We start from the raw sequence: 18,831 nt of genomic DNA, 5'->3' as shown, positions 1-18,831 counted from the left end.
CGACGGCCGGCTCCGCTACGTGCCACATCTTCGAGGAGTCGGATGCGAACAGCGCGGAGTTCCCGAACGGACGCAGATCACACCCGTGCATCGAGAAACGTCCGCCCAACACACCGCCCGCTGCCGGGAACCACACCGGGGCGTCGCCCGACCGAAGAGTGTGTGCTGCGCAGTGGCCCTATCCCGCGCAGAGATCCGAAAGGGAGACCGAATGACCGTGGCAACGCGCCGGATCGGCAGCGCGCCGCCGACTCGGCGGGTGACCCTTGCCGTGGAGGGAATGACCTGCACCGCGTGCGCCGTGCGGGTCGAGCGTGGATTGCAGGCACTGGGCGATGTCGCGGCATCGGTGAATCCACTGACCGGGCTGGCTGCTGTCGACGCGCCTGTCGACCGCAGTCCGGCCGAACTGTGTCGCGCCGTCGAATCCGCCGGTTACGTTGCAACACAGGCACTGTCGCCACATTCTGCCCCGGCCGCTGCGCCATCGACAGCGTTGCGCAGGAGAGTGGTCGTCGCGGTATGCCTCACTCTGATGGTGGCGTACCCGTCGATGCTGCCCTTCGGATCGGAGGCCGACGCTGCTGCGGTGCCGGCCACGATCGCGGCGTTGCCGGTGGTGACATGGGCCGCTCATCCGATACATGCGGCGGCGCTACGGAAGCTGCGCACGGGCGTCGCGACGATGGACCTGCTGGTGTCGGCCGGAATTTGTGCCGCCACCGGCTGGTCGGTGGTGAGCACGGTGACGCGCTGGGCACTCGGTGCACAAGCGAGCGAGCTGGTTCCCAGTACCCTGCTGATGCAAACCGCCGCCGGAGTCACCGCTTTCGTGCTCCTCGGCCGATATCTGCGCACTGCGGCCGAACAGCGGGCCGGGTCGGCGCTGACCGATCTCGTTTCCAGAACCACCAAAACTGTTGCGGTTCTGACCGACTCAGGTCGTCGGATGTCGATCCCCGCCGGTGATCTGCGTGCCGGGCAACGGTTCATCGTGCGCGCGGGAGAGGCGGTGGCCGTCGACGGACTCGTGGTCGAGGGAACGTCGCTGATCGATGCCGCCGTCCTGACCGGCGAATCGACACCGTCGGCGATGTGCAGCGGTGTCGCGGTCACAGCGGGAACAGTCGTCCGCTCGGGTTATCTGATCGTCGAGGCGGCTGCCGACGGCACCGGCTCGACGCTGTTGCTGCGCGCGGCCGAACGCGCGCAGGTGGGCAGGGGACGGTGGCAGCAACTGGCAGACCGGCTCGCGGCGCGATTCGTGCCGGTCGTCATGGCGTTGGCGCTACTGACCGTATGCGGCTGGTTGTTCGCCGGAGCATCGGCTGACCGAGCGCTCGAGGTCGGGTTATCAGTGCTGGTGGTCGCGTGCCCGTGCGCGCTGGGGCTCGCCACTCCGACGGCGCTTTCGGTCGCCGCCGGGCGCGGCGCCCAGCTGGGTATCTTCTTCAACGGCCACGACGCCGTGGCGCGCACCGAACACGTGGATGTGGTCGCCTTCGACAAGACCGGAACACTCACCGACGGCATCCCGGTCGTCCACGAGATCGTCTCGGCCGCAGGAATTTCGCGTGCCGAGCTGTTGTGTCTGGCCGGCGCGGTGGAGGAGGTGTCGGAGCATCCACTCGCCGCAGCCATCGCGGAACTCGCGCGCCGCGAATGCGGCACGCCGCGAAGGGTGACCGCGTTCACCGCAGTCCCCGGCCAGGGTGCGTGCGGTCTGGTGGACGGTCGGCGAGTGCACATCGGGCACCTCAAATACATTGCTTCACAGTGCATCTCGATCTCCAGCGAACTTCGCGACGCGCATCGGCGCAGCGAGTTCGACGGGCGGACCACCGTCGTTGTAGCGGTGGACGACGTGGCGATCGGAGTGATCGCCATCTCGGACCGCATTCGCGAGAGCGCCGCCGCGGCGGTAACACAGTTACACGGTCGCGGCCTGCGCACAATCCTGCTGAGCGGTGACAACCGTTTCGCCGCTCGCGCGGTCGGCGACCAACTGGGAATCCCCGAAATCGTCGCAGAAGTACCGCCGGAGCAGAAGGTGGAGACGATTCGTGACTTGCAGAACCGGGGTCTGCGGGTCGCGATGGTCGGTGACGGGCTCAATGACGGCCCGGCACTCGCGATCTCGGATCTGGCCATCGCGGTCGGGTCGGGCGCCGACGCCGCGGTCGGTTCGGCCGATGTCGTACTTCTCGGCACGGACCTGCGCTCGGTGTCGAAGGCATTCGACCTCGGCGCCGCGACCCTGTCCGTCATCCGGGGAAACCTGTTGTGGGCCGGTGGGTACAACCTGTTGGCCATTCCGCTCGCGATGGCAGGCTTGCTGAATCCCCTGATCGCCGCAGCGGCGATGGCGATGTCGTCGTTTCTCGTGATCGGCAACAGTGTGCGATTGCGCGCGACCGCCCGACAGTCGTCTTCTCGCCGCAGTCGGCGATCGGGTACGGCATGAATGCATTGATGGTCGGAAACGGCCCTGAGCACAGGAGTTCGATGGCAGAGCGATTCGCTGACCCGGCAACCGAGCAGTGGCTCCGCGAAGTAGAACGATCGATGCGCGGGATCGAACGGTCGGTGATGGACGAGGTCCACCTCGGCCCGGTCGCCGTGCGAATTCTGCTGGCAGCGGCCGGGGTAGCCACGCTATCTCTGACGGCCGCAGCGCCGACGGCCGTAGCTGCCACGCGACCCCTGCTACCGGGGATATCGATCGTCATCTCTGTGGCTGCCGTCGGCACGGCCGTCCGGGCGGTGCTCGCGCGCCGCTTCCCGTGGATGTGCGCAGGTGCGATGACCGCGGGCCTGGCGACGGTGGTATCTCTGCTGTCGTTCTGGTCCCTGCGCACCGGAGGCGGCGTACTCGGAGCTGGATGGTTCGCCCTGACCGCGGTGGGCGAGGGGGTGCTGGCGGCCGGCTGGGTGGCGGCGGTCGTCCGGCCCGTGTCGTCCTCGCAACCGGACTGCCGGATCGCGCCCACCGGACGCCGCTGACACTGCAACGCTGTGACCAGCGGTATCAGCCGGGAGAGCTCGTCTTCCCGGCCGGTACTGCCGCTTGCCGTGGCCGTGGCATACAAGTAGCAATCGCAGTAATATTCACTCGGGTTCCGCTTGTAGCGTCGTGACCGCCCCATCGGGGCCTGCGTTCATTCGTCCATGATCATCGATGACAGGAGCGACATGTCCGTAGCCACATTCTCCGTGGATGGTCTGCACTGCCAAGGCTGCGTCGGCACCGTGGAGAAGGCGATCTCCGCCATCCCGGATGTTCATCGGGTCACCGTGGATCTCGACATCGAAGGACTCTCGAGGGTCACCGTCGACGCCGACCACGAACTACTCGCCGAGGAGATCCAGCGCGCACTGCGCACCGGCGGAAACTTCACCGTCGCCTGACCCGATCCGACCATCACCGTCCCAAGCCGAGCTTCTTCGTTTCAGCCGGTGCGGGACAGCAAAATCGCGCCAATAGCCCCTGGCATCACCGCTTGTTCCAACCGGACAAGCGGTGAGCAAGCTCGTACACCGATGCATGGCCTGCGCACCGCTTCGCGGATCGGCTAATTCGGATGACGGCTGGCGGCGCGCATCTCCTGGACCAGTTCCTGCGGTGCCTTCGCCGGAGATCCGGCGTCGTAGGGAGGGTGCGGATCGTATTCGGTGAGCAACTGGATGGCTTGCGCGTGCCGGTCACCGGCGATCATGCCGGCCAGAGTCAGGGCCATGTCGATTCCGGCCGAAACCCCCGCCGCGGTGACGTACTTGCCGTCGACCACCACCCGCTGCGACGTCGGCTCGGCGCCACGCCGCCGCAATTCCTCCAGCCCCAGCCAGTGCGAGGTAGCACGGCGGCCGGTCAAGAACCCGAGCTCGGCCAGCAGCAGCGAGCCCGTGCACACAGACGTCGTGTAGGTGCTGGTGGCGTCGACCGCCCGTAGCCAGTCGTGCACGGTCGTATTGGTCATCTGCGCCGTCTGCCCCGGCCCACCGGGCACCAACACGATGTCGGGGCGGACCACGTCCCCGAGGGTGCGGTCGGCTGTCAGCGCCAGACTGCCCATATCGTTGCGCACCGGTCCGGCCTGCTCGGCCACGAAAACCGTCTCCGCGTCCGGCATCCGGCTCAGCACTTCATACGGTCCGATGGCGTCCAACGCGGTGAACCGGTCGTAGAGAAGGATCGCGATCTGCATGTTCGCCTTCCGCGGCTCCTCCACGGCGCCTCCGGCGACCGCGGGCAGGACGGTGACCGAGCCTCCCGCCGGGACCTCGGCGGCGAGCCCGCCGATGAATCGCACATCGTCGTCGTCGACGTAGATGTTGACGTAACGGTTGAGTTTGCCGTCCGACAGTAGGCGGCCCGCGAAACCGGGATGGTTGGCCTCGAGATCACCGATTACCTCGGCGAGGGTGGCCCCGGTCGCCTGGACTCGTTTCTCACCTCCGGTCAAAGTCCGCATGATGGTCGGGATGGATACGGTTACCGGCACAATTGCTCCCTCGTGGTGGATCCGGCTGTTTATCGAAAATTACTTAGCCGCAAGCTGTTCCACACCACGAAGAACGAGGAGAACGCCATCGCGGCACCTGCCAGCAGCGGATTGAGCAGCCCCGCGACGGCGATCGGCAAGGCGGCCAGGTTGTAACCGAAGGCCCACATCAGATTTCCGCGGATGGTGCGCAGCGTGGCGTGCGCGAGTTCGAGCGCATCGGGAACGGCGGCCGGATCGTCACGGACGAGGATGATGTCGGCGGCACCGATCGCGACATCGGTGCCACGCCCGATCGCCAAGCCGAGATCGGCGGTGGCCAGCGCCGGGCCGTCGTTGATGCCGTCACCGACCATTGCGACCCGTCGCCCCTCCTGCTGCAACTGCTGGATCGCGCGAACCTTGCCCTCCGGCAGCACATCCGCGACAACCTCGGCGATGCCTGTCTCCTCGGCCACCGCACGCGCGGCCTCGGCGTTGTCGCCGGTCAGCAGCATGGTGCGCAATCCGCGCCGATGCAGCCGTGCCACCGTTTCGGCCATACCCACCCGCACGGTGTCGGCTACTGCGAACACCGCCACCGCACGGCCGTCCAGGCACAGATAGACCGCTGTGCGCCCGAGGGACTGTTCGGTGGTCAACGCCAGGCGCAGGTCCTCGGCGACCGCGACGTGTTCGGATTCGACGAGTGCCGGTCGTCCGATCAACACGCGCTGCCCAGCGATGGTGCCCCGCGCGCCCAGGCCCGGCAGCGCCACGAAGTCCTCGACCGCTCGCGGGTTGTGTCCTCGCGAACGAGCGTAGGCAACGATGGCGGCGGCCACCGCATGCTCGGAGGCCGACTCCACATCCGCTGCGGTACGGACTATTTCGTCGCTGTCGGCAACTGAGGTATGCACAGCGACCACGCTCATCGCGCCCTCGGTGACGGTGCCGGTCTTGTCGAAGACAACCGTGTCGATCGTGCGACTGGTCTCGAGCGCGTGATGTCCCTTGAGGAAGATGCCCAAATGCGCGCCACGGCCCGAGGCCACCATCAGCGCGGTCGGGGTAGCCAGTCCGAGCGCACACGGACACGCGATCACCAGGACGGCCAGCGCCGCACCGATCGCGGTGTCCAGATCGGCTCCGGACACCAGCCATCCGGCCAGAGTCAACGCGGTGAGGGTGAGTACGGCCGGGACGAACACGCCGGCGATCCGGTCGGCGAGCCGTTGGACCGCCGCCTTGCCGGTCTGCGCCTCCTCGACCAGACGGATCATCCCGGCCAATTGGGTGTCGCTGCCGACCGCGGTGGCCTCGACGACCAGGCGGCCGGTCAGCGAGGCGGTGCCACCGGTGACCTCGTCGCCGGGAGCCACCTCGACCGGAGTGGACTCGCCGGTCATGGCCGCGGCGTCCACGCTGGAATACCCTTCGATCACCCGGCCGTCGGTGGCGATCGTCTCACCGGGCCGCACCACGAACCGTCGACCGATGGTCAACTCCCTTGTGGGGATGACGATTTCGCGGCCGTCTGCGGTGAGTGCCGTCACGTCCTTGGCGTTCAGGGCCGCGAGCGCACGCAGCGCTCCCCCTGCTCGCCGACGTGCCTTGGCCTCGAAGTAGCGGCCTGCGAGCACGAAGACGGTCACCCCGCCCGCCACTTCCAGATATATGGAATCGGCGCCCATGATCGCGGCCCACACCCCGTGATGGGTGACCGCCGGGACGGGCCGGACGAACAGGGTGATCATCGACCACACCGTGGCAGCGGTGATCCCGATCGAGACCAGAGTCTCCATGCTGGTGGTGCCGTGGCGCAGCCCGGCGAGTGCGCGACGATGCAGCGGGGCCGCCGCCCAGGTGACGATCGGCAGCGCGAGCGCCGTCAGCAGGATCTGCCATCCGGGAAAGCGCACGCTCGCCACCGTCGCGAACATGATCGAGAAGTCGGCCAGCGGGAAGAACAGCAGCAAGCCGACCACCAGGCGCCGGAACAGATCGGCGGCCGCGCGATCCTCGGGACCGGTGTCGACCACCGGATCGGTGTCGGTGAGTTCGGCGGCCTGATATCCGGCACCGATCACCGTGTCGCACAGCGTCTTTGCTTCTTGGTGGGCGGGTATGTCCACTGTCGCGATGCCGGTGGCGAAGTTCACGCTGGCGCCCACGCCGTCCATCTTGTTGAGCGCGCGCTCGACGCGCGCCGAACAGGCCGCGCAGCTCATTCCGGAGACAGCCAATCGCACCCGTCGGGTGGGTGGATCCTGTACGGTCGCCGGTGTCGTCATCTCGTTTCGGGTCCCATCCTGTTGCCGACTACTCGAAAAGTCACATACGAGAGGTCGGACGGAAGCGGTTCGCGGTTCCCGCCGATCGAAAAACGAGGAAGGATCGCGGAATGAACGAGACGGTCTATTCAGTGGCAGGCATGACCTGTGGACATTGCGCGGGCGCGGTCAGCCGGGCACTCACGACACTCGACGGAGTCGAGGCGGTCGATGTCGACGTCGATGCCGGGCGCGTCACCGTGCGCAGCAGCGCACCGCTGCCCGTCGACTCCGTGCGCACTGCGGTGACCGACGCCGGCTACGAACTCACCGGCGTCTGATCTCAGGTCCCCGGCGCGGTCTCGTGCCGCGCGGACACGACCACGAAGACAGGTGCCCGGCGGCCTGCATGGCTGCCGGGCACCGTCGTATCGCCGACGAGGTCAGTGCGTATCGTTCCAGAACTGCGCACCGGCCGCGATCAACGCCGGCACACCCACGACGATCGTGCCGACCACAGCGCCCATCGCCGCCAGCGCAGCGCCCGTGACCAAACAGCCACCGATCGCGCCGGGTACGGCCAGCACCCCGATCGTCACCACTCCACCAGCCGCGCCGCCGACGATTCCGCCTGCGACACAGCCGATCCCGGCGCCGACCGTGCTGCCGAGCAGACTGCCCACCGTCGCGGCGGCCATCATCTCCATACTGAAATTACCGAACGCCGCATTGAAATTCGGATGCGAGAGGGCATCGATCTCCTGAGCGGTCACCGCATCGGCAGGCCGCGCCGCCGCGGGATCGGTAACCGCCGTCAGTTCGACAGAGTTTCCGGCGACATGCGCCGCGATCGGCAACTGCTTGCCCTCGTGCCGGTAAGCCAGTGGCAGGGCCGCGACCTCGGCACCGTTGCGGTCGATAAAGTGCAGGTGGTTGTCGGCCACCGTCACCGAACCGGCATCCATGTCGAGCACCACCGAGCCGTTCACGGCGTGCGCCTGGAAGTGGATGTCCAGTCCAGCGGTCGCTGGGTCTGCCGACGCGGTGCCGGTCGACGCGATCACGGTCGACACCGCGAGCGCGGCGAACGCGGCTCCCATGCGAAACTTCATTGTTCTCTCCATATTTCGATGTCCCTCATCGGCAGATCGGTTTCGGCTGCCGGTCAACAAGTCGGGACGCTGTGCACTCGGGTTCCGCTGGTTACGAAATGTGTTTTGAATCACCCTCGGTGAAACCTTTTGCCCTGCTAGCCAATTCGAGCTTTCGACGGATACACCGATTCACTCGGTGTCCTTCTGCGCTTGCTCGCGCAGCACCCGCCTGTCCACCTTCCCCGCCGGTCCCAGCGGCAGGCGATCCAACGTCAGCAACCGCTCCGGAAACTTGCGCGGCTCGAGCCCGTGCCGACGGAGAAAGTCCGAAATATCCTGCAACGTAACCGGTTCCGACACGGCAACGCATGCACACATCCGCTCGCCGTAGAGCGCGTCCGGCACCGCGACACAGGCGACGTCGCTGATCGACGGATGTGTGATCAGCAACCCTTCGACCTCTGCCGGACTGATGTTGAGGCCGCCGCGAATGATGACGTCCTTGCGGCGTCCCACGATGCTCAGATATCCGGCCCGGTCGAAGCGGCCCAGATCCCCTGTGCGCGTCCATCCGTCGGACGTTCGCAGACGCCGGTCCAGCTCCGGTGCCCCGACGTAACACAGCGGCGACATGGGTCCGCGGGAGATGATCTCGCCCATCTCTCCCGCTGGGAGCGGGCGCAATTCCGCATCGACCACCCGAATGTCGGCGACCGCCGGATTCGGACGTCCGGCCGTGGTGGCACACTCGGGCGGATCATCGAGGGCGGGGTGGCACGAGACGCCGTCGGCCGAGCCGTACAAATTGACGATCGGACATCGCAACCGGTCTCGGGCGCGCCGGATCGTCTCCGCGTCGAGCGGAGAACCACCCAGCACCACCGCACGCACGCTGCTCAGATCGGTGTCATCGAGTTCGGGACGGTCGATCAGCATCCGGATCATGGTCGGTACCCCGAGCAGATGAGTCGGCCGTGCCTTCTCGATCATCGACAGGGTCGCCGCCGGTTCGAATTTCGGCTGCAGCACCAGCGTCGCGCCGAACGCGGCGAGCGTGACCGCCGTGCCGCTGGAACCGAACGCCGAGGCCAACGGCACCATGAACATGTTGCGCATCGCCGCGGGGTCGTCGTGCAACGCCGCCATCATGGCGCCCCGCCCGCCGATGAGCGCATTGTGCGAGTAGAGCACCATCTTCGGCTCCGCCTCCGATCCGGAGGTCACCAGAATGCGAGCCGGCCCATCGGGATCGGGCCGATGCGGCTCGAAGTCCGCCGCCTCCGGCGCCAGCAGCGCATGCATGGGGATACACCCTCGCGGTGTATGCCCGCCCAATGCCACGACCGCGCGCAGCGCCGGCAGGTCGGTGGCCATCTCGCGCAGTTGCGCCGCGATACCGGTTCCGTGGAAATCGGCCGGGGCGATCACGGCGACGGCATCGGATCGCCGCAACAGGCTCGCCGCCTCGCGATGTCCCCTGCCCACCGGATAAGGCAGCGCGACCGCTCCCAGCGCCGCGATCGCCAGATCCGCCACGCATGCCCAGCGGCTGTTGGGAAGCTGCACGGCTACGACATCATCGGCGGCAACACCGAAATTCGCCAAACCAGCCGCCAGCCGGCGTGCGCTGTCGAGCAGTTCGGCGTAGGTGAGCATGCCATCGGCATCGATCAACGCCGGCGCGTCGGGCCGAGCGGCAGCGTGCCGAGCGAACATCGTGAAGATATCGAGGTCGGGGTAATAGCCCTGCTCCGACCATAATCGACGTAACTCGATCGGGACGAGATCGGTGTACCAGCGGGTTTCGTAGGTTCGGTTCACGACAGTCTCCAGGGGGGACACAGGGCGGGGCAGCCGAATTCGTCTCGCGCCACCACGTCGGCGAATCGGGGATCGGTCAGCAGGTCGGCGAGGTCGGTGACGACCGGAGTGTGCGCACCGGGTCCCGTGGCCGCCAGCCATCGTCCGTCCAAGCGAAAGGGTTGGCGCAGTGCGGTTTCGGCGGTGATCCCGAAGCGTCGCAAGGTTCGTGCGGCACCGAGCAGGCTGCTCTGCACCGCCACTCCCGTACCGGTGCGCCGACGCCGTAGCAATCCGAGGACCGTCGCTTCGGCGCCCAGCATGCCGCCGAGCACGTCCAGCAGGGTCATCAGCGACGGCGCGGCCGGTGTCTCCGGTGCGCCGACCAGCTCGGCCAGGCCGGTGCGCGCCTGCACCATGAAGTCGGTGCCCGGCGGCAGATCCGGTAGATCCACCCCCGACCAGCCCGAGGTGTAGGTGTAGACCGTTCCCGCCGGCAGATGTGGCGCCGACAACTCCAACTCCTCGGCCTTGCCGGGAGCCCAGTTGTGGAGGAAAACATCGGATTCGGCGACAAGACGTCGCAATTCGGCGCGGTCGGCGGCAGATTTGATATCGATCTGCACCGCGTCCTTGTGCCGGTTGAGCGCCAGCCACCGGCTCGACACATCTCCGCTGCAGGGCGGCATATCCCGCAACGGATCGCCGCCCGGCGGTTCGATCCTCGTCACCGACGCTCCCAGCAGGCGTAGCAGGTGAGCGGCCAGCGGAGCTTGAACGCGGCGGCCGGCCTCCAATACGACTGTGCCGCTGAGTGGTTCGGCAGCGGCGCCTACCTGCTCGTCGCGCGTGACAGCTCCGGCTACAGTATCGACATCCCACGGCACCCACCTCGGTCCAGCGGACAATGCGGATTCATCGGCGCTGTAGAGCCGGCACACCGCCACACCGGTTGCCGCCCCGCGGGCGGCGATCTCGGCGAAGGTGTGCGTTCGAGTGATCCGATGCAGTTCGACCGGCAACGGCGCGGTCGCAGTGGCGTAGCGGAACTGGAAGGGACGCCAGCCCTTCCGCCACGCCGACGGATCGGCCTGCAAGGCTGTCCAGAACGCCGCCCACGGTTCCGGTTGCAGCGCTTCGATTTCGAAGCGGACCCCGTCGGCGCTGGTGAACGGTGGGCCACCGGGTGCGAGGGCGACCGCCTCGGGATCGTCGGCGCCCGCCGCGGCCAGATACTGCGAGACCGACAGCAACGCGGCCTCCGCGACACTGGTCCGCACCGTCAGTTCGGGCTCCGGTGAGAGCAAGCTGGCCAGCAGTCCCGTCGTCGCGAGCACACCTGTGGCGGTGGAGCAGTAATCCAGCCCGATTCCCTGCGGACTGCCGTACCGCCGGCCGTTGACGTGCATGACACCACAGACAGCTTGCACCGCCGTCTCGTTCACGCATCCGGGCACGCGCACCGGTCCCGCCCATTCGACCACCAGCTCACGCCGCACGCCCTCGGCCGACTCCACCATGACCGCCGCCACGACGTCGGGGGAACCGGGCGGCCCGCCCTCGGCCAGGGTCGCACCCAAGGCGCCGAGATGATCGCGGACAACCGCGGCGGTCGGTCCGCTCCCGGTCACGGTGGCGACCGTGCCGGTCGGTAACAGCTCGGCCGCGAGTGTGGATGCGGATGTGTTCGTCATGGGTTGCCTTCCACCGAGAAACATGCCGATGTCCGATAAGGTCGGTCTCGGTGGCGGGTGAGTTCCCGGCAATGGTGTGATGCGGTCATGCCCGACGAACCCTCGACACTCTCCCCACGATGCGAGCAACTGCGTACGCGGATCCGCGATTTCGTTGCCCACCAGGTGATTCCGGCAGAAGCAGCACTCGACGCCGGTGATCGCGCCATCCGCGCCCAACTACGCGAACACGCTGTCGATGCCGGGCTGTGGGCTCTGCCACTGCCGGCCCGGTACGGCGGCGGAGGGCTGACGCCGGCCGACTACTTCACCGTCGCCGAGATCGAGGGACGCAGCGATCACGCACCCGAGATGCTCGGCTCGGCCGCGCTGCTCAACGCCCGGATGATCGACGGCCACGCCGATCCCGATCTGCGCGAAAAACTGTTGCCCGCACTGGTTTCCGGCCAGCTGACGATGAGCTACGCCATGACCGAACCCGGCGTAGCCGGATCGGATCCCGCCGCACTGCGGACTGCGGCGACCCCCGACGGCACCGGTTGGCGGATCACCGGGCGCAAATGGTTCATCACCGGCGCGGGAACAGCCGACGAAGTACTCGTCGTCGCCCGCACCGCCCCGGGCGCGATGCGAGAGTCGTTGTCGATCTTCGCCGTTCCGGCCACCGCACCCGGATTCCGGGTCGTCCGGGAATTGGATGTACTCGGCACGGGAGGCCAATACGAGATCGAATTCGACGACGTGATGGTGCCCGCGTCGCGGCTGATCGGCGCGGTCGGTGCGGGCGCGACACTGGCCGGTGAGCGACTGGCGCTGGGCCGCACACTGCGCGCACTGCGCTGGGTCGGACAGGCACAGCGAGCTGTGGAACTGCTGGCCGAGCGGGCAGCCCAGCGCCGGGTGGACGATCAGCCACTGGCCCAGCGGCAACTGGTACAGCAGATGGTGTTCGACGCCGAACTGGCTGTTCGCTCGGCCCGTGCGCTCACCGAACAAGCCGCCGCCGCAGTTGCCGCGGATAGGCGCGCGCACGTGGAGGTCGGCTTCGCGAAGGTGGCCGCCGCCCGCGCTCTCGGCCTGGCCACCGACCACGCCATACAGATATTCGGCGCCGAGGGACTCACCGCCGCCACGGGACTGCCCCGACTGCTGCGCGTTGCTCGCGCGGCCCGCATTCTCGATGGTCCCGACGAATTCCACATAGAGGCCACCGCACGCCGGGTAATTCGCGAGTACACCCGACCTGCCACGGCCGCCCCGAACCGGAACCCGCTCGCCGGGAACTAATTCCGGTCCCCGCCCGACCTGTTAGTGCGGAAGAAGGTGGAGTGAAGATTGTTCGAAGGCGCAACGGTGGAACTGTCCGGGGTTGACTGCACGCACGGACGGCGCACAGTGGTCCGCGGCGTCGATCTGCGAATACCCGGTGGGGAACGGGTGGCGCTGACCGGGACGAACGGTTCGGGCAAAACCACACTGTTACGGGCCATCCTCGGCCTGCATCCGCTTGCCGGCGGGACGATCACCGTCGGCGGGGCCACCGCGCGTACGGCGCAGGACTGGGACCTGCGCCGCCGCGCGGTGGCGTGGATTCCGCAGCGCCAGGCAGCGGGGCGCTTTCCGCTCCCGGCGCGCGAATTGCTGCACAGCAGCGGCGCATTCGACGCCGCCATGACCGCAGCCCACGATCTGGGCGTGAGCAGCTTGGCCGCCCGCCCGTTGCACACCTTGTCCGGTGGACAACTACAGCGGATGTATCTGGCCCGCGCGCTGGGCTGCGTGGCCGCGGGCGCGGGTGTGCTGTTGGCCGATGAGCCGACCGCCGCATTGGATTTCGCCGGCCAGGAAGATGCCGCAAAGCTACTGACCGACATACCGGTGACGCTGCTGGTGGTGACACACGACCGCGCGCTGGCCGCGCGCTGCGACCGCGTACTCGAGATGGCGGGCGGAAGCCTCCGTGAGATCACCTCCCGAGAAGAGGATGCGCGGTGAACCACGCGAACGAGTTCTGGCAGCTGTGGCAACTGGTTCCGGTGCAGCGCGCGCTGGTCGCCCTGATCCTCGGCGCCATCGGATTGCCCATCGTCGGCGTGGTGATCATCGGACTCGACATCATGCCGGTGCGGTTCGCCATGATGCACGTGGCCCTGTTCGGGATCGCGATCGGGATCCTGACCGGCTTGGACCCGCTACTGTGCGGACTGGTGGCGTGCGCGATATCAGGCGCCTCGCTGACGCCGCTGGCCCGCAGCCCAGCCGGTCTCTCCGGTGCGATGGGCCTGCTGATGAGCCTGGCGATCGCGGGAGCTCTACTCACACTGTCGATTTCGGGTGTCAACGCCAACGGCGCCTTCGAGCTGCTGTGGGGGTCGATTCTCGCCACCCGAACCAGCGATGTCGTCCTGCTCGGCGTGCTGGCGGTGCTGATCCCGGCGCTGTTCGTACTGCGCCGCCGCCAACTGGGGTTGCTGCTGTTCGATCGTGAACTCGCCACGTGTTCCGGAGTCCGGGTCAACCAGTTGACCCTCGTACTGCTGGTTCTGGTCGCGGTGGCGGTGGCAGCCGGAATCCGGCTGACCGGCGCACTGCTCGTGGACGCACTCACGCTGCTGCCCGCGCTGGCGGCGCGACGGCTGGCCAATTCGCTACCCGGCATGGTGATCGCGGCGGTCGTCGTCGGTCTGCTGGTGAACGTCACCGGCTTCGTACTCGCGGTGTGGTTCGACCTGCCGCCGGGTCCGGTGCTGGTGCTCGCGGCCGGGGCGGTCGCCCTCGCCGTTCATGTGTTACCCGATGGGAGAAGACGAGGATGGCCCTCCGCAGAGGAAAACGGTTCGCACGCTTCGGGATCGGTCTCGCTGCACTGATCGCGGGCGTATCTGCACTGACCGGCTGTGGGTCCAGTGACCAGCCGCACCACGACGGCCCGAACGTAGTCGCGACCAGTACCTGGGAAGCGGCCTTCGCCGAGGCCGCCGGCGCGACCCATGTGACCGTCATCGTGCCGCCGGCGATCAAGCACGCGCCCGACTACGACCCCAAACCGTCGGATCTGGCCGCGGTGTCGCAGGCCGATTACGTCCTCTACGCACCCTTCGAGGGCTTCGCGACCAAGATCAAGGACGCCGCCGGGTCCTCGGCGAAGGTGGTCGCGGTCAATCTCGACAACAGCCGCGACAACGTCGTCAAGGAGGTGCAGCGGCTGGGAGACATGTTCGGAACCCGCACCGCGGCCGACAAGTGGCTCCAGACCTTCGGGGCCCGATACGACCAACTCGCCGCGCAAATCAAGTCCGCATGGCGAAACGGCCAGCCTCCCAAGGTTGTTGCGCAGACGTTCATGGGTTTCGCCGCGCAGATGTCCGGAGCCCAGGTGCTGGGAACCTACGGACCCGATCAGGTGACCGCCAAGCAGGTGGCGGATCTGTCGGCGGCCAAGCCGGAGCTGGTCTTCGCCAACGAGCAAATGGATACCGGTACCGTCCTGCCGGGAACAACCGTCCGGCAGCTCGATCTGAGCAATTATCCGACCAGCGGCAACGATCTGCTCACGGTCTACGACGACACGGCAACGAAGATCAGCGCCGCACTGAAGGGCTGAATCAGCGGCCGGGCCACGACGGGGTGGCCCGGCCGGTACTGCTCACAACGCCGTGGCCGACACCTCACCTTCGAGTATCGCCAGGGCGAGCATGAGAAAGAAGTTGCCCCATATCAATTCGTGGTTCGGCGCGAGGTCCCGCAGACCGTCATAGCATCCGTCGAGCAGACGCCCAGGGCGATCGCCGCCGGACAGGTGGTCGCGGATCAAGGTCTCGACCAGATCGGCCGCGGCAGCCGGGCGGCCGAGTTTGCACAATGCGACGGCCGTGATGGCGGCCGCAGACGTGTCGGGTACCTGTCCGCTCGCAGTGGCAGCAGTGGGAACGCCGTTGGAATGCGAAGTACGCGACAGTATTTCGTCCGCCATATCCGCGAAGCGGGGATCGATCCAATAGCCGGCGTCGGCGGCCGCCAGCGCGGTCCACGCCGCCCCTCGAGACCAGTCGGGCGGCGGCTCCGAACGCGGATACCACTGTCCCGCAGAGAATTCCCACGCCGGAATCACCCGCGGCGACGATCGCAGACGCACCAGCAGAGTACGCAGGAACCGCTCGGCGATCACCGACTCGCCCGCCCACGCCAGCAGTGGCACCGCACCGGCCAGACCGTCCACTCGGCCCACCGGCGGACGAGACGGATCACCGAACCCCGTACCCCAGGGCAGAATCCCCGCCTCGGTGTCGAACGTCGCGGCCAACTGCCTCGCGGCCTCCTGCGCGAGTGCCGCACCGGTTTCCGAGATTCCCAGACGGGTGCCAGCGGCCGAGCCGTACCAGAAGAGCAGGCCCCGAGTGACCGTGTCCAGTTCAGCGGCAGGCTGTAAACGGCTCACCGCGGCTTCGGCCGCCGCACGGTCGGCACCCGAATCCGACAGCCGCGCGCGCAGCCACAGCTGCCCCACCCAGAAGCCGGCCACCCAGGATCCGCGCCGCGTCGACACCCAGGCTCCGGTCTCCGGATCGGCGTAGAGCGGAAAGCGCTCTCCCACCGACGCTTCGGTCTCGGCAATGCGGTCCGTCATATGCCGAAGCGCCTGCCGGAACGTCCGCCCTCGTGACCACGCCGCGGCCGCGCTGCGGGTCATCGCAGCGACACCCGTCGCTGCCACCACCACGACACCGCCGCGGCGGCGAGGAACTCCGCCGCCACGACCACCCAAGCCACGGTGAAATGCGGCGATCCGACATCGATCAGCGCACCGAAGATCGTCGGCCCCACCACGAATCCGGCGAAGAAACCAGCCGACACCACCGCCGAGTCACGGCCGACGGATTCCGGTGCCGCAGTGGCGATCACCGTCATCATCGACACCGCGTTGGCCGCTACCGCACACCCACCGATCCCCAGCACGCCCAGCCAGACCAGCCACGACTGCGTCGCACCGGCGAGCAGCAGCACCAGACTCGCACCGACCGCGCCGAAAGCCAACGGCGCCAGCAATATCGCGGGACTGCGCAACGATGCCGAACGCCGAGTCCAGCCCACCCGCCCGAGAATTCCCGCTACGCCCAGCACCGCAACCAGGCCACTCGAGGCCGCCGCCGACATCCCCAGCCGATGCGCGGCATACACGGCGGTATAGGTGTTGATCGCAGAGATTCCGGCGCCGAGCAGCACCGAATATCCACACATCCACCCGGCGTCACCCCGCGGCACCGCAACCTTCCACGCCGGTCGGCGCGGCGGCTCGGAATCACCGGCGACCGTCGCCGCCGCCCCCGCGGCGAGCAGGGCCGCCAGTGCCGGTATCGCCACCGCGACCCGCCAATTCAGTGAACCGGCCACCGCGGCGAGCGGCAACCCGGCCAAGAAGGCACCGAACTGCACGCCCGACTGCTTCCATCCGGCAACACCACCGCGCCGGGTCTGCTCGACCCGCGATTGGATGAGCTGATTGGTGACCGGATTCGCCAGCGCCTGCGATGGACCGGACAACGCGACCGCGACAACCAGAACCGGGAACGCCGGCGCTGCGGCGAACAAACCCAGCGCGATCGCCGACACCACGAACATGCCGATCAGGCATCGGCGCGCTCCCCACGCCGCCACGACCGGCCCCGCAACCAGCGACAGCGCCGCCGCCACAGCGAAACCGACGGCGACCAGCACCCCCAAAGCCGAAGTGGGGACCCGGAATTCGGCGATCAAGCGCGGACCCAGCGCACCGAGCAGAAACAGCGGCAGCATCGACATCGTCATCGCGGTGACCATCAGCCACGTCAGCAGCGTCCGCTGCGAACTCACCACGTCGGTTCGCGTATCCACATACAGACAGTCGAACACGATGGCGCCGAAGTTCCTGGCGCAGTGAAATTCTCAGCCGACGCCGTCGGTCGTCTCCGACGCGGCCGCCAACAAGTCCTCACGCGCCCGCGCCACCCGGGACCGGATCGTGCCGACCGGCACCTCACAGGCATCGGCCGCATCCTGATAGGACAGGCCGAGAATCTGCGTCAGCACCAACGCCTCTCGACGTTCGGGCTCGAGTTGGTCGAGCAGCATCCGCGCCTCGACCAGATCCTCGAAACCACGCCCACGACTGCGCGGTGTGCCCTGCTGCTCGGCGACCGCTTCCCAATCGTCGGTGTCACGCACCCGAGGACGCGCCTGGGCGGCGCGAATCGAGTCGACCACCACCCGGCGCGCGATCGACAACAGCCATGCGCGCGAGGTCGATCGCCCCGCGAAACGAGGCAAGCTCCGATACGCCCGTACGAAGGTTTCCTGAGTCAGATCATCAGCCGCCGATGCGCCCGCGCGATAGGCATGAAACCGCCAGACATCGGCCTGCAAAGCGCGAACCCAGATCTCGAAGGCCCGTCGGTCACCACGCCCCGCGGCCATTGCGAGTGCGGTGAGGTCATCTCCATCGTCGACGCCACGCACATCGAGCACAGTACTACAGACGGTCGTGGGAACTCCGGCTGTTCGATGGACGACTATGGAGACATGAATTGCGATACGGCTCGCGAAGCGCTGTCCGCGCGTATCGACGGCGAACAGGAACCGGTGCCTGCCGCCGCGGTCGACCAGCACCTGGCGACCTGTTCATCCTGTCGGGCCTGGCATGCGCGCGCGGAGGGCCTGCGGCGCACCATGCTGCTCGCCCCCGCGCCCGCGATCCCCGACCTCACCGACGCGATTCTCGCCGAACTGCCGGCGCCGCGCACCGCGTACTCGCTGCTCCGAGTTGCTCTCGGCGTGGTCGCCGTCGTCCAGACCGCTCTCGCCCTGACCCAACTGTTCGGCGTGGACACCGGCATGGGCCATGAGGCCATGCCGTTCATGATGGGCCACATGAGCCACGAGAGCGCCGCGTGGAACCTCGCCGTCGGCATCGGGCTGCTGTGGGCGACACTGCACACCCGAACGGCCGCCGCGCAGCTGCCGATGCTCACGGTGTTCGTCGGCGCCCTGGCCACCGCGTCGGTCTTCGACGTCATCCGAGGCGATGTCGACGCCACCCGGCTGCTGACCCACGTCCCGGTCGTCGTCGGCGTCGCACTGCTGTATCTGGTGCGGCGCACCGACGACGACAACGACGAACCGAAACGACGCGCGACCGCCCCGGGCCGACACGACACGCATGCCGACTTCGTCGACGAGGCAGCCGGGACACTCCTGCGGCGCGAGTTCGGACAACAACGCCCCACCGGGCGCCACAACGTGGCCTGACGTCGGTTCCGCCGCGGCGCAACACACCGCTCGCGGTTATCGCCTGTCGATCTCGCACACGCTGACCTTGGTGAAGCCGGAAATGCTTCAGCGGATGCTCAATTCGACGTCCCGGACCCCCGAGCCATCGCGCCTTGCGAAAAGGTTCACCGCCTCGACACACGGCAGCCGCAGTTCACCAGACATGCACCATCTCACCGCATGTCCA

At 67.7% G+C, this 18,831-nt stretch carries 17 protein-coding genes; 9 read left to right on the top strand and 8 right to left on the bottom strand.

The annotated features are described in order from the left end of the window. Window positions 1-211 precede the first annotated feature (211 nt). The 3 genes from IRT45_RS05715 to IRT45_RS05705 all read left to right on the top strand — a co-directional run bounded on the left by IRT45_RS05715 (window position 212) and on the right by IRT45_RS05705 (window position 3,408). Window positions 212-2,464, top strand: coding sequence for a cation-translocating P-type ATPase (locus IRT45_RS05715; protein WP_194804827.1), 2,253 nt, complete (start codon window positions 212-214; stop codon window positions 2,462-2,464). 41 nt (window positions 2,465-2,505) lie between these two features. Then, entirely contained in the window at window positions 2,506-3,003 is a 498-nt protein-coding gene (locus IRT45_RS05710; RefSeq protein ID WP_194804826.1) for a hypothetical protein, read from the top strand. A 189-nt stretch (window positions 3,004-3,192) separates the two neighbouring features. After that, the gene (locus tag IRT45_RS05705; RefSeq protein ID WP_194804825.1) at window positions 3,193-3,408 is read left to right on the top strand and encodes a heavy metal-associated domain-containing protein; all 216 of its coding nucleotides are present in this window, start codon (window positions 3,193-3,195) and stop codon (window positions 3,406-3,408) included. 164 nt (window positions 3,409-3,572) lie between these two features. Here IRT45_RS05705 and IRT45_RS05700 read toward each other — a convergent pair whose 3' ends face one another. After that, window positions 3,573-4,502 carry a DJ-1/PfpI family protein gene (locus tag IRT45_RS05700; RefSeq protein ID WP_194804824.1) on the bottom strand — a complete coding sequence of 310 codons (930 nt, stop codon included), beginning with the start codon at window positions 4,500-4,502 and terminating at the stop codon, window positions 3,573-3,575. A gap of 29 nt (window positions 4,503-4,531) precedes the next feature. Beyond that, on the bottom strand, window positions 4,532-6,775 hold the full coding sequence (locus IRT45_RS05695; RefSeq protein WP_194804823.1) for a cation-translocating P-type ATPase: 2,244 nt from the start codon (window positions 6,773-6,775) through the stop codon (window positions 4,532-4,534). 110 nt (window positions 6,776-6,885) lie between these two features. On the opposite strand from IRT45_RS05695, the gene IRT45_RS05690 reads away from it, so the two are divergent. Next, window positions 6,886-7,095: a heavy-metal-associated domain-containing protein gene (locus IRT45_RS05690; protein ID WP_194804822.1), complete on the top strand. Its 210-nt coding sequence runs from the start codon at window positions 6,886-6,888 to the stop codon at window positions 7,093-7,095. Window positions 7,096-7,197: 102 nt separating this feature from the next. On the opposite strand, the gene IRT45_RS05685 is transcribed toward IRT45_RS05690, so the two are convergent. From IRT45_RS05685 to IRT45_RS05675, 3 genes are all read right to left on the bottom strand, one after another. Beyond that, window positions 7,198-7,866 (bottom strand): hypothetical protein, encoded by a 669-nt coding sequence (locus IRT45_RS05685; RefSeq protein WP_194804821.1) that lies wholly within the window; start codon window positions 7,864-7,866, stop codon window positions 7,198-7,200. Window positions 7,867-8,037: 171 nt separating this feature from the next. Beyond that, the gene (locus tag IRT45_RS05680; protein ID WP_309240811.1) at window positions 8,038-9,669 is read right to left on the bottom strand and encodes a class I adenylate-forming enzyme family protein; all 1,632 of its coding nucleotides are present in this window, start codon (window positions 9,667-9,669) and stop codon (window positions 8,038-8,040) included. After that, on the bottom strand, window positions 9,666-11,342 hold the full coding sequence (locus IRT45_RS05675) for a CoA transferase (RefSeq protein WP_194804820.1): 1,677 nt from the start codon (window positions 11,340-11,342) through the stop codon (window positions 9,666-9,668). Before IRT45_RS05675 ends, IRT45_RS05680 begins: the two co-directional genes overlap by 4 nt. A gap of 87 nt (window positions 11,343-11,429) precedes the next feature. Between IRT45_RS05675 and IRT45_RS05670 the strand changes: the two genes are divergently transcribed. The 4 genes from IRT45_RS05670 to IRT45_RS05655 are packed head-to-tail and all read left to right on the top strand — an operon-like array spanning window position 11,430 to window position 14,946. Further along, entirely contained in the window at window positions 11,430-12,629 is a 1,200-nt protein-coding gene (locus IRT45_RS05670; RefSeq protein ID WP_194804819.1) for an acyl-CoA dehydrogenase family protein, read from the top strand. 48 nt (window positions 12,630-12,677) lie between these two features. Further along, window positions 12,678-13,337, top strand: a complete 660-nt coding sequence (locus tag IRT45_RS05665; protein ID WP_194804818.1) for a metal ABC transporter ATP-binding protein — start codon at window positions 12,678-12,680, stop codon at window positions 13,335-13,337. Then, window positions 13,334-14,212, top strand: coding sequence for a metal ABC transporter permease (locus IRT45_RS05660; RefSeq protein ID WP_194804817.1), 879 nt, complete (start codon window positions 13,334-13,336; stop codon window positions 14,210-14,212). The genes IRT45_RS05665 and IRT45_RS05660 overlap by 4 nt, the downstream gene beginning before the upstream one ends. Continuing rightward, on the top strand, window positions 14,155-14,946 hold the full coding sequence (locus IRT45_RS05655; protein ID WP_194804816.1) for a metal ABC transporter solute-binding protein, Zn/Mn family: 792 nt from the start codon (window positions 14,155-14,157) through the stop codon (window positions 14,944-14,946). The genes IRT45_RS05660 and IRT45_RS05655 overlap by 58 nt, the downstream gene beginning before the upstream one ends. A gap of 42 nt (window positions 14,947-14,988) precedes the next feature. Here IRT45_RS05655 and IRT45_RS05650 read toward each other — a convergent pair whose 3' ends face one another. From IRT45_RS05650 to IRT45_RS05640, 3 genes are read right to left on the bottom strand one after another with little or no spacing between them, the layout of a single operon-like run. Then, window positions 14,989-15,969, bottom strand: a complete 981-nt coding sequence (locus IRT45_RS05650; RefSeq protein ID WP_228533698.1) for a hypothetical protein — start codon at window positions 15,967-15,969, stop codon at window positions 14,989-14,991. 59 nt (window positions 15,970-16,028) lie between these two features. Continuing rightward, window positions 16,029-17,213, bottom strand: a complete 1,185-nt coding sequence (locus IRT45_RS05645; RefSeq protein WP_309240810.1) for an MFS transporter — start codon at window positions 17,211-17,213, stop codon at window positions 16,029-16,031. Between the two features lie 51 nt (window positions 17,214-17,264). Next, the gene (locus IRT45_RS05640; RefSeq protein WP_051025490.1) at window positions 17,265-17,792 is read right to left on the bottom strand and encodes a sigma-70 family RNA polymerase sigma factor; all 528 of its coding nucleotides are present in this window, start codon (window positions 17,790-17,792) and stop codon (window positions 17,265-17,267) included. Between the two features lie 105 nt (window positions 17,793-17,897). Between IRT45_RS05640 and IRT45_RS05635 the strand changes: the two genes are divergently transcribed. Continuing rightward, window positions 17,898-18,623, top strand: coding sequence for a zf-HC2 domain-containing protein (locus IRT45_RS05635; RefSeq protein WP_194804814.1), 726 nt, complete (start codon window positions 17,898-17,900; stop codon window positions 18,621-18,623). Window positions 18,624-18,831: the final 208 nt, after the last annotated feature.

The sequence above is a fragment of the Nocardia sp. BSTN01 genome (assembly GCF_015354405.1).
In the GTDB taxonomy this organism is placed as follows: domain Bacteria; phylum Actinomycetota; class Actinomycetes; order Mycobacteriales; family Mycobacteriaceae; genus Nocardia.
Note: the sequence above shows the minus strand (reverse complement) of the source record. Positions and strands in the feature narration are given on the sequence as shown.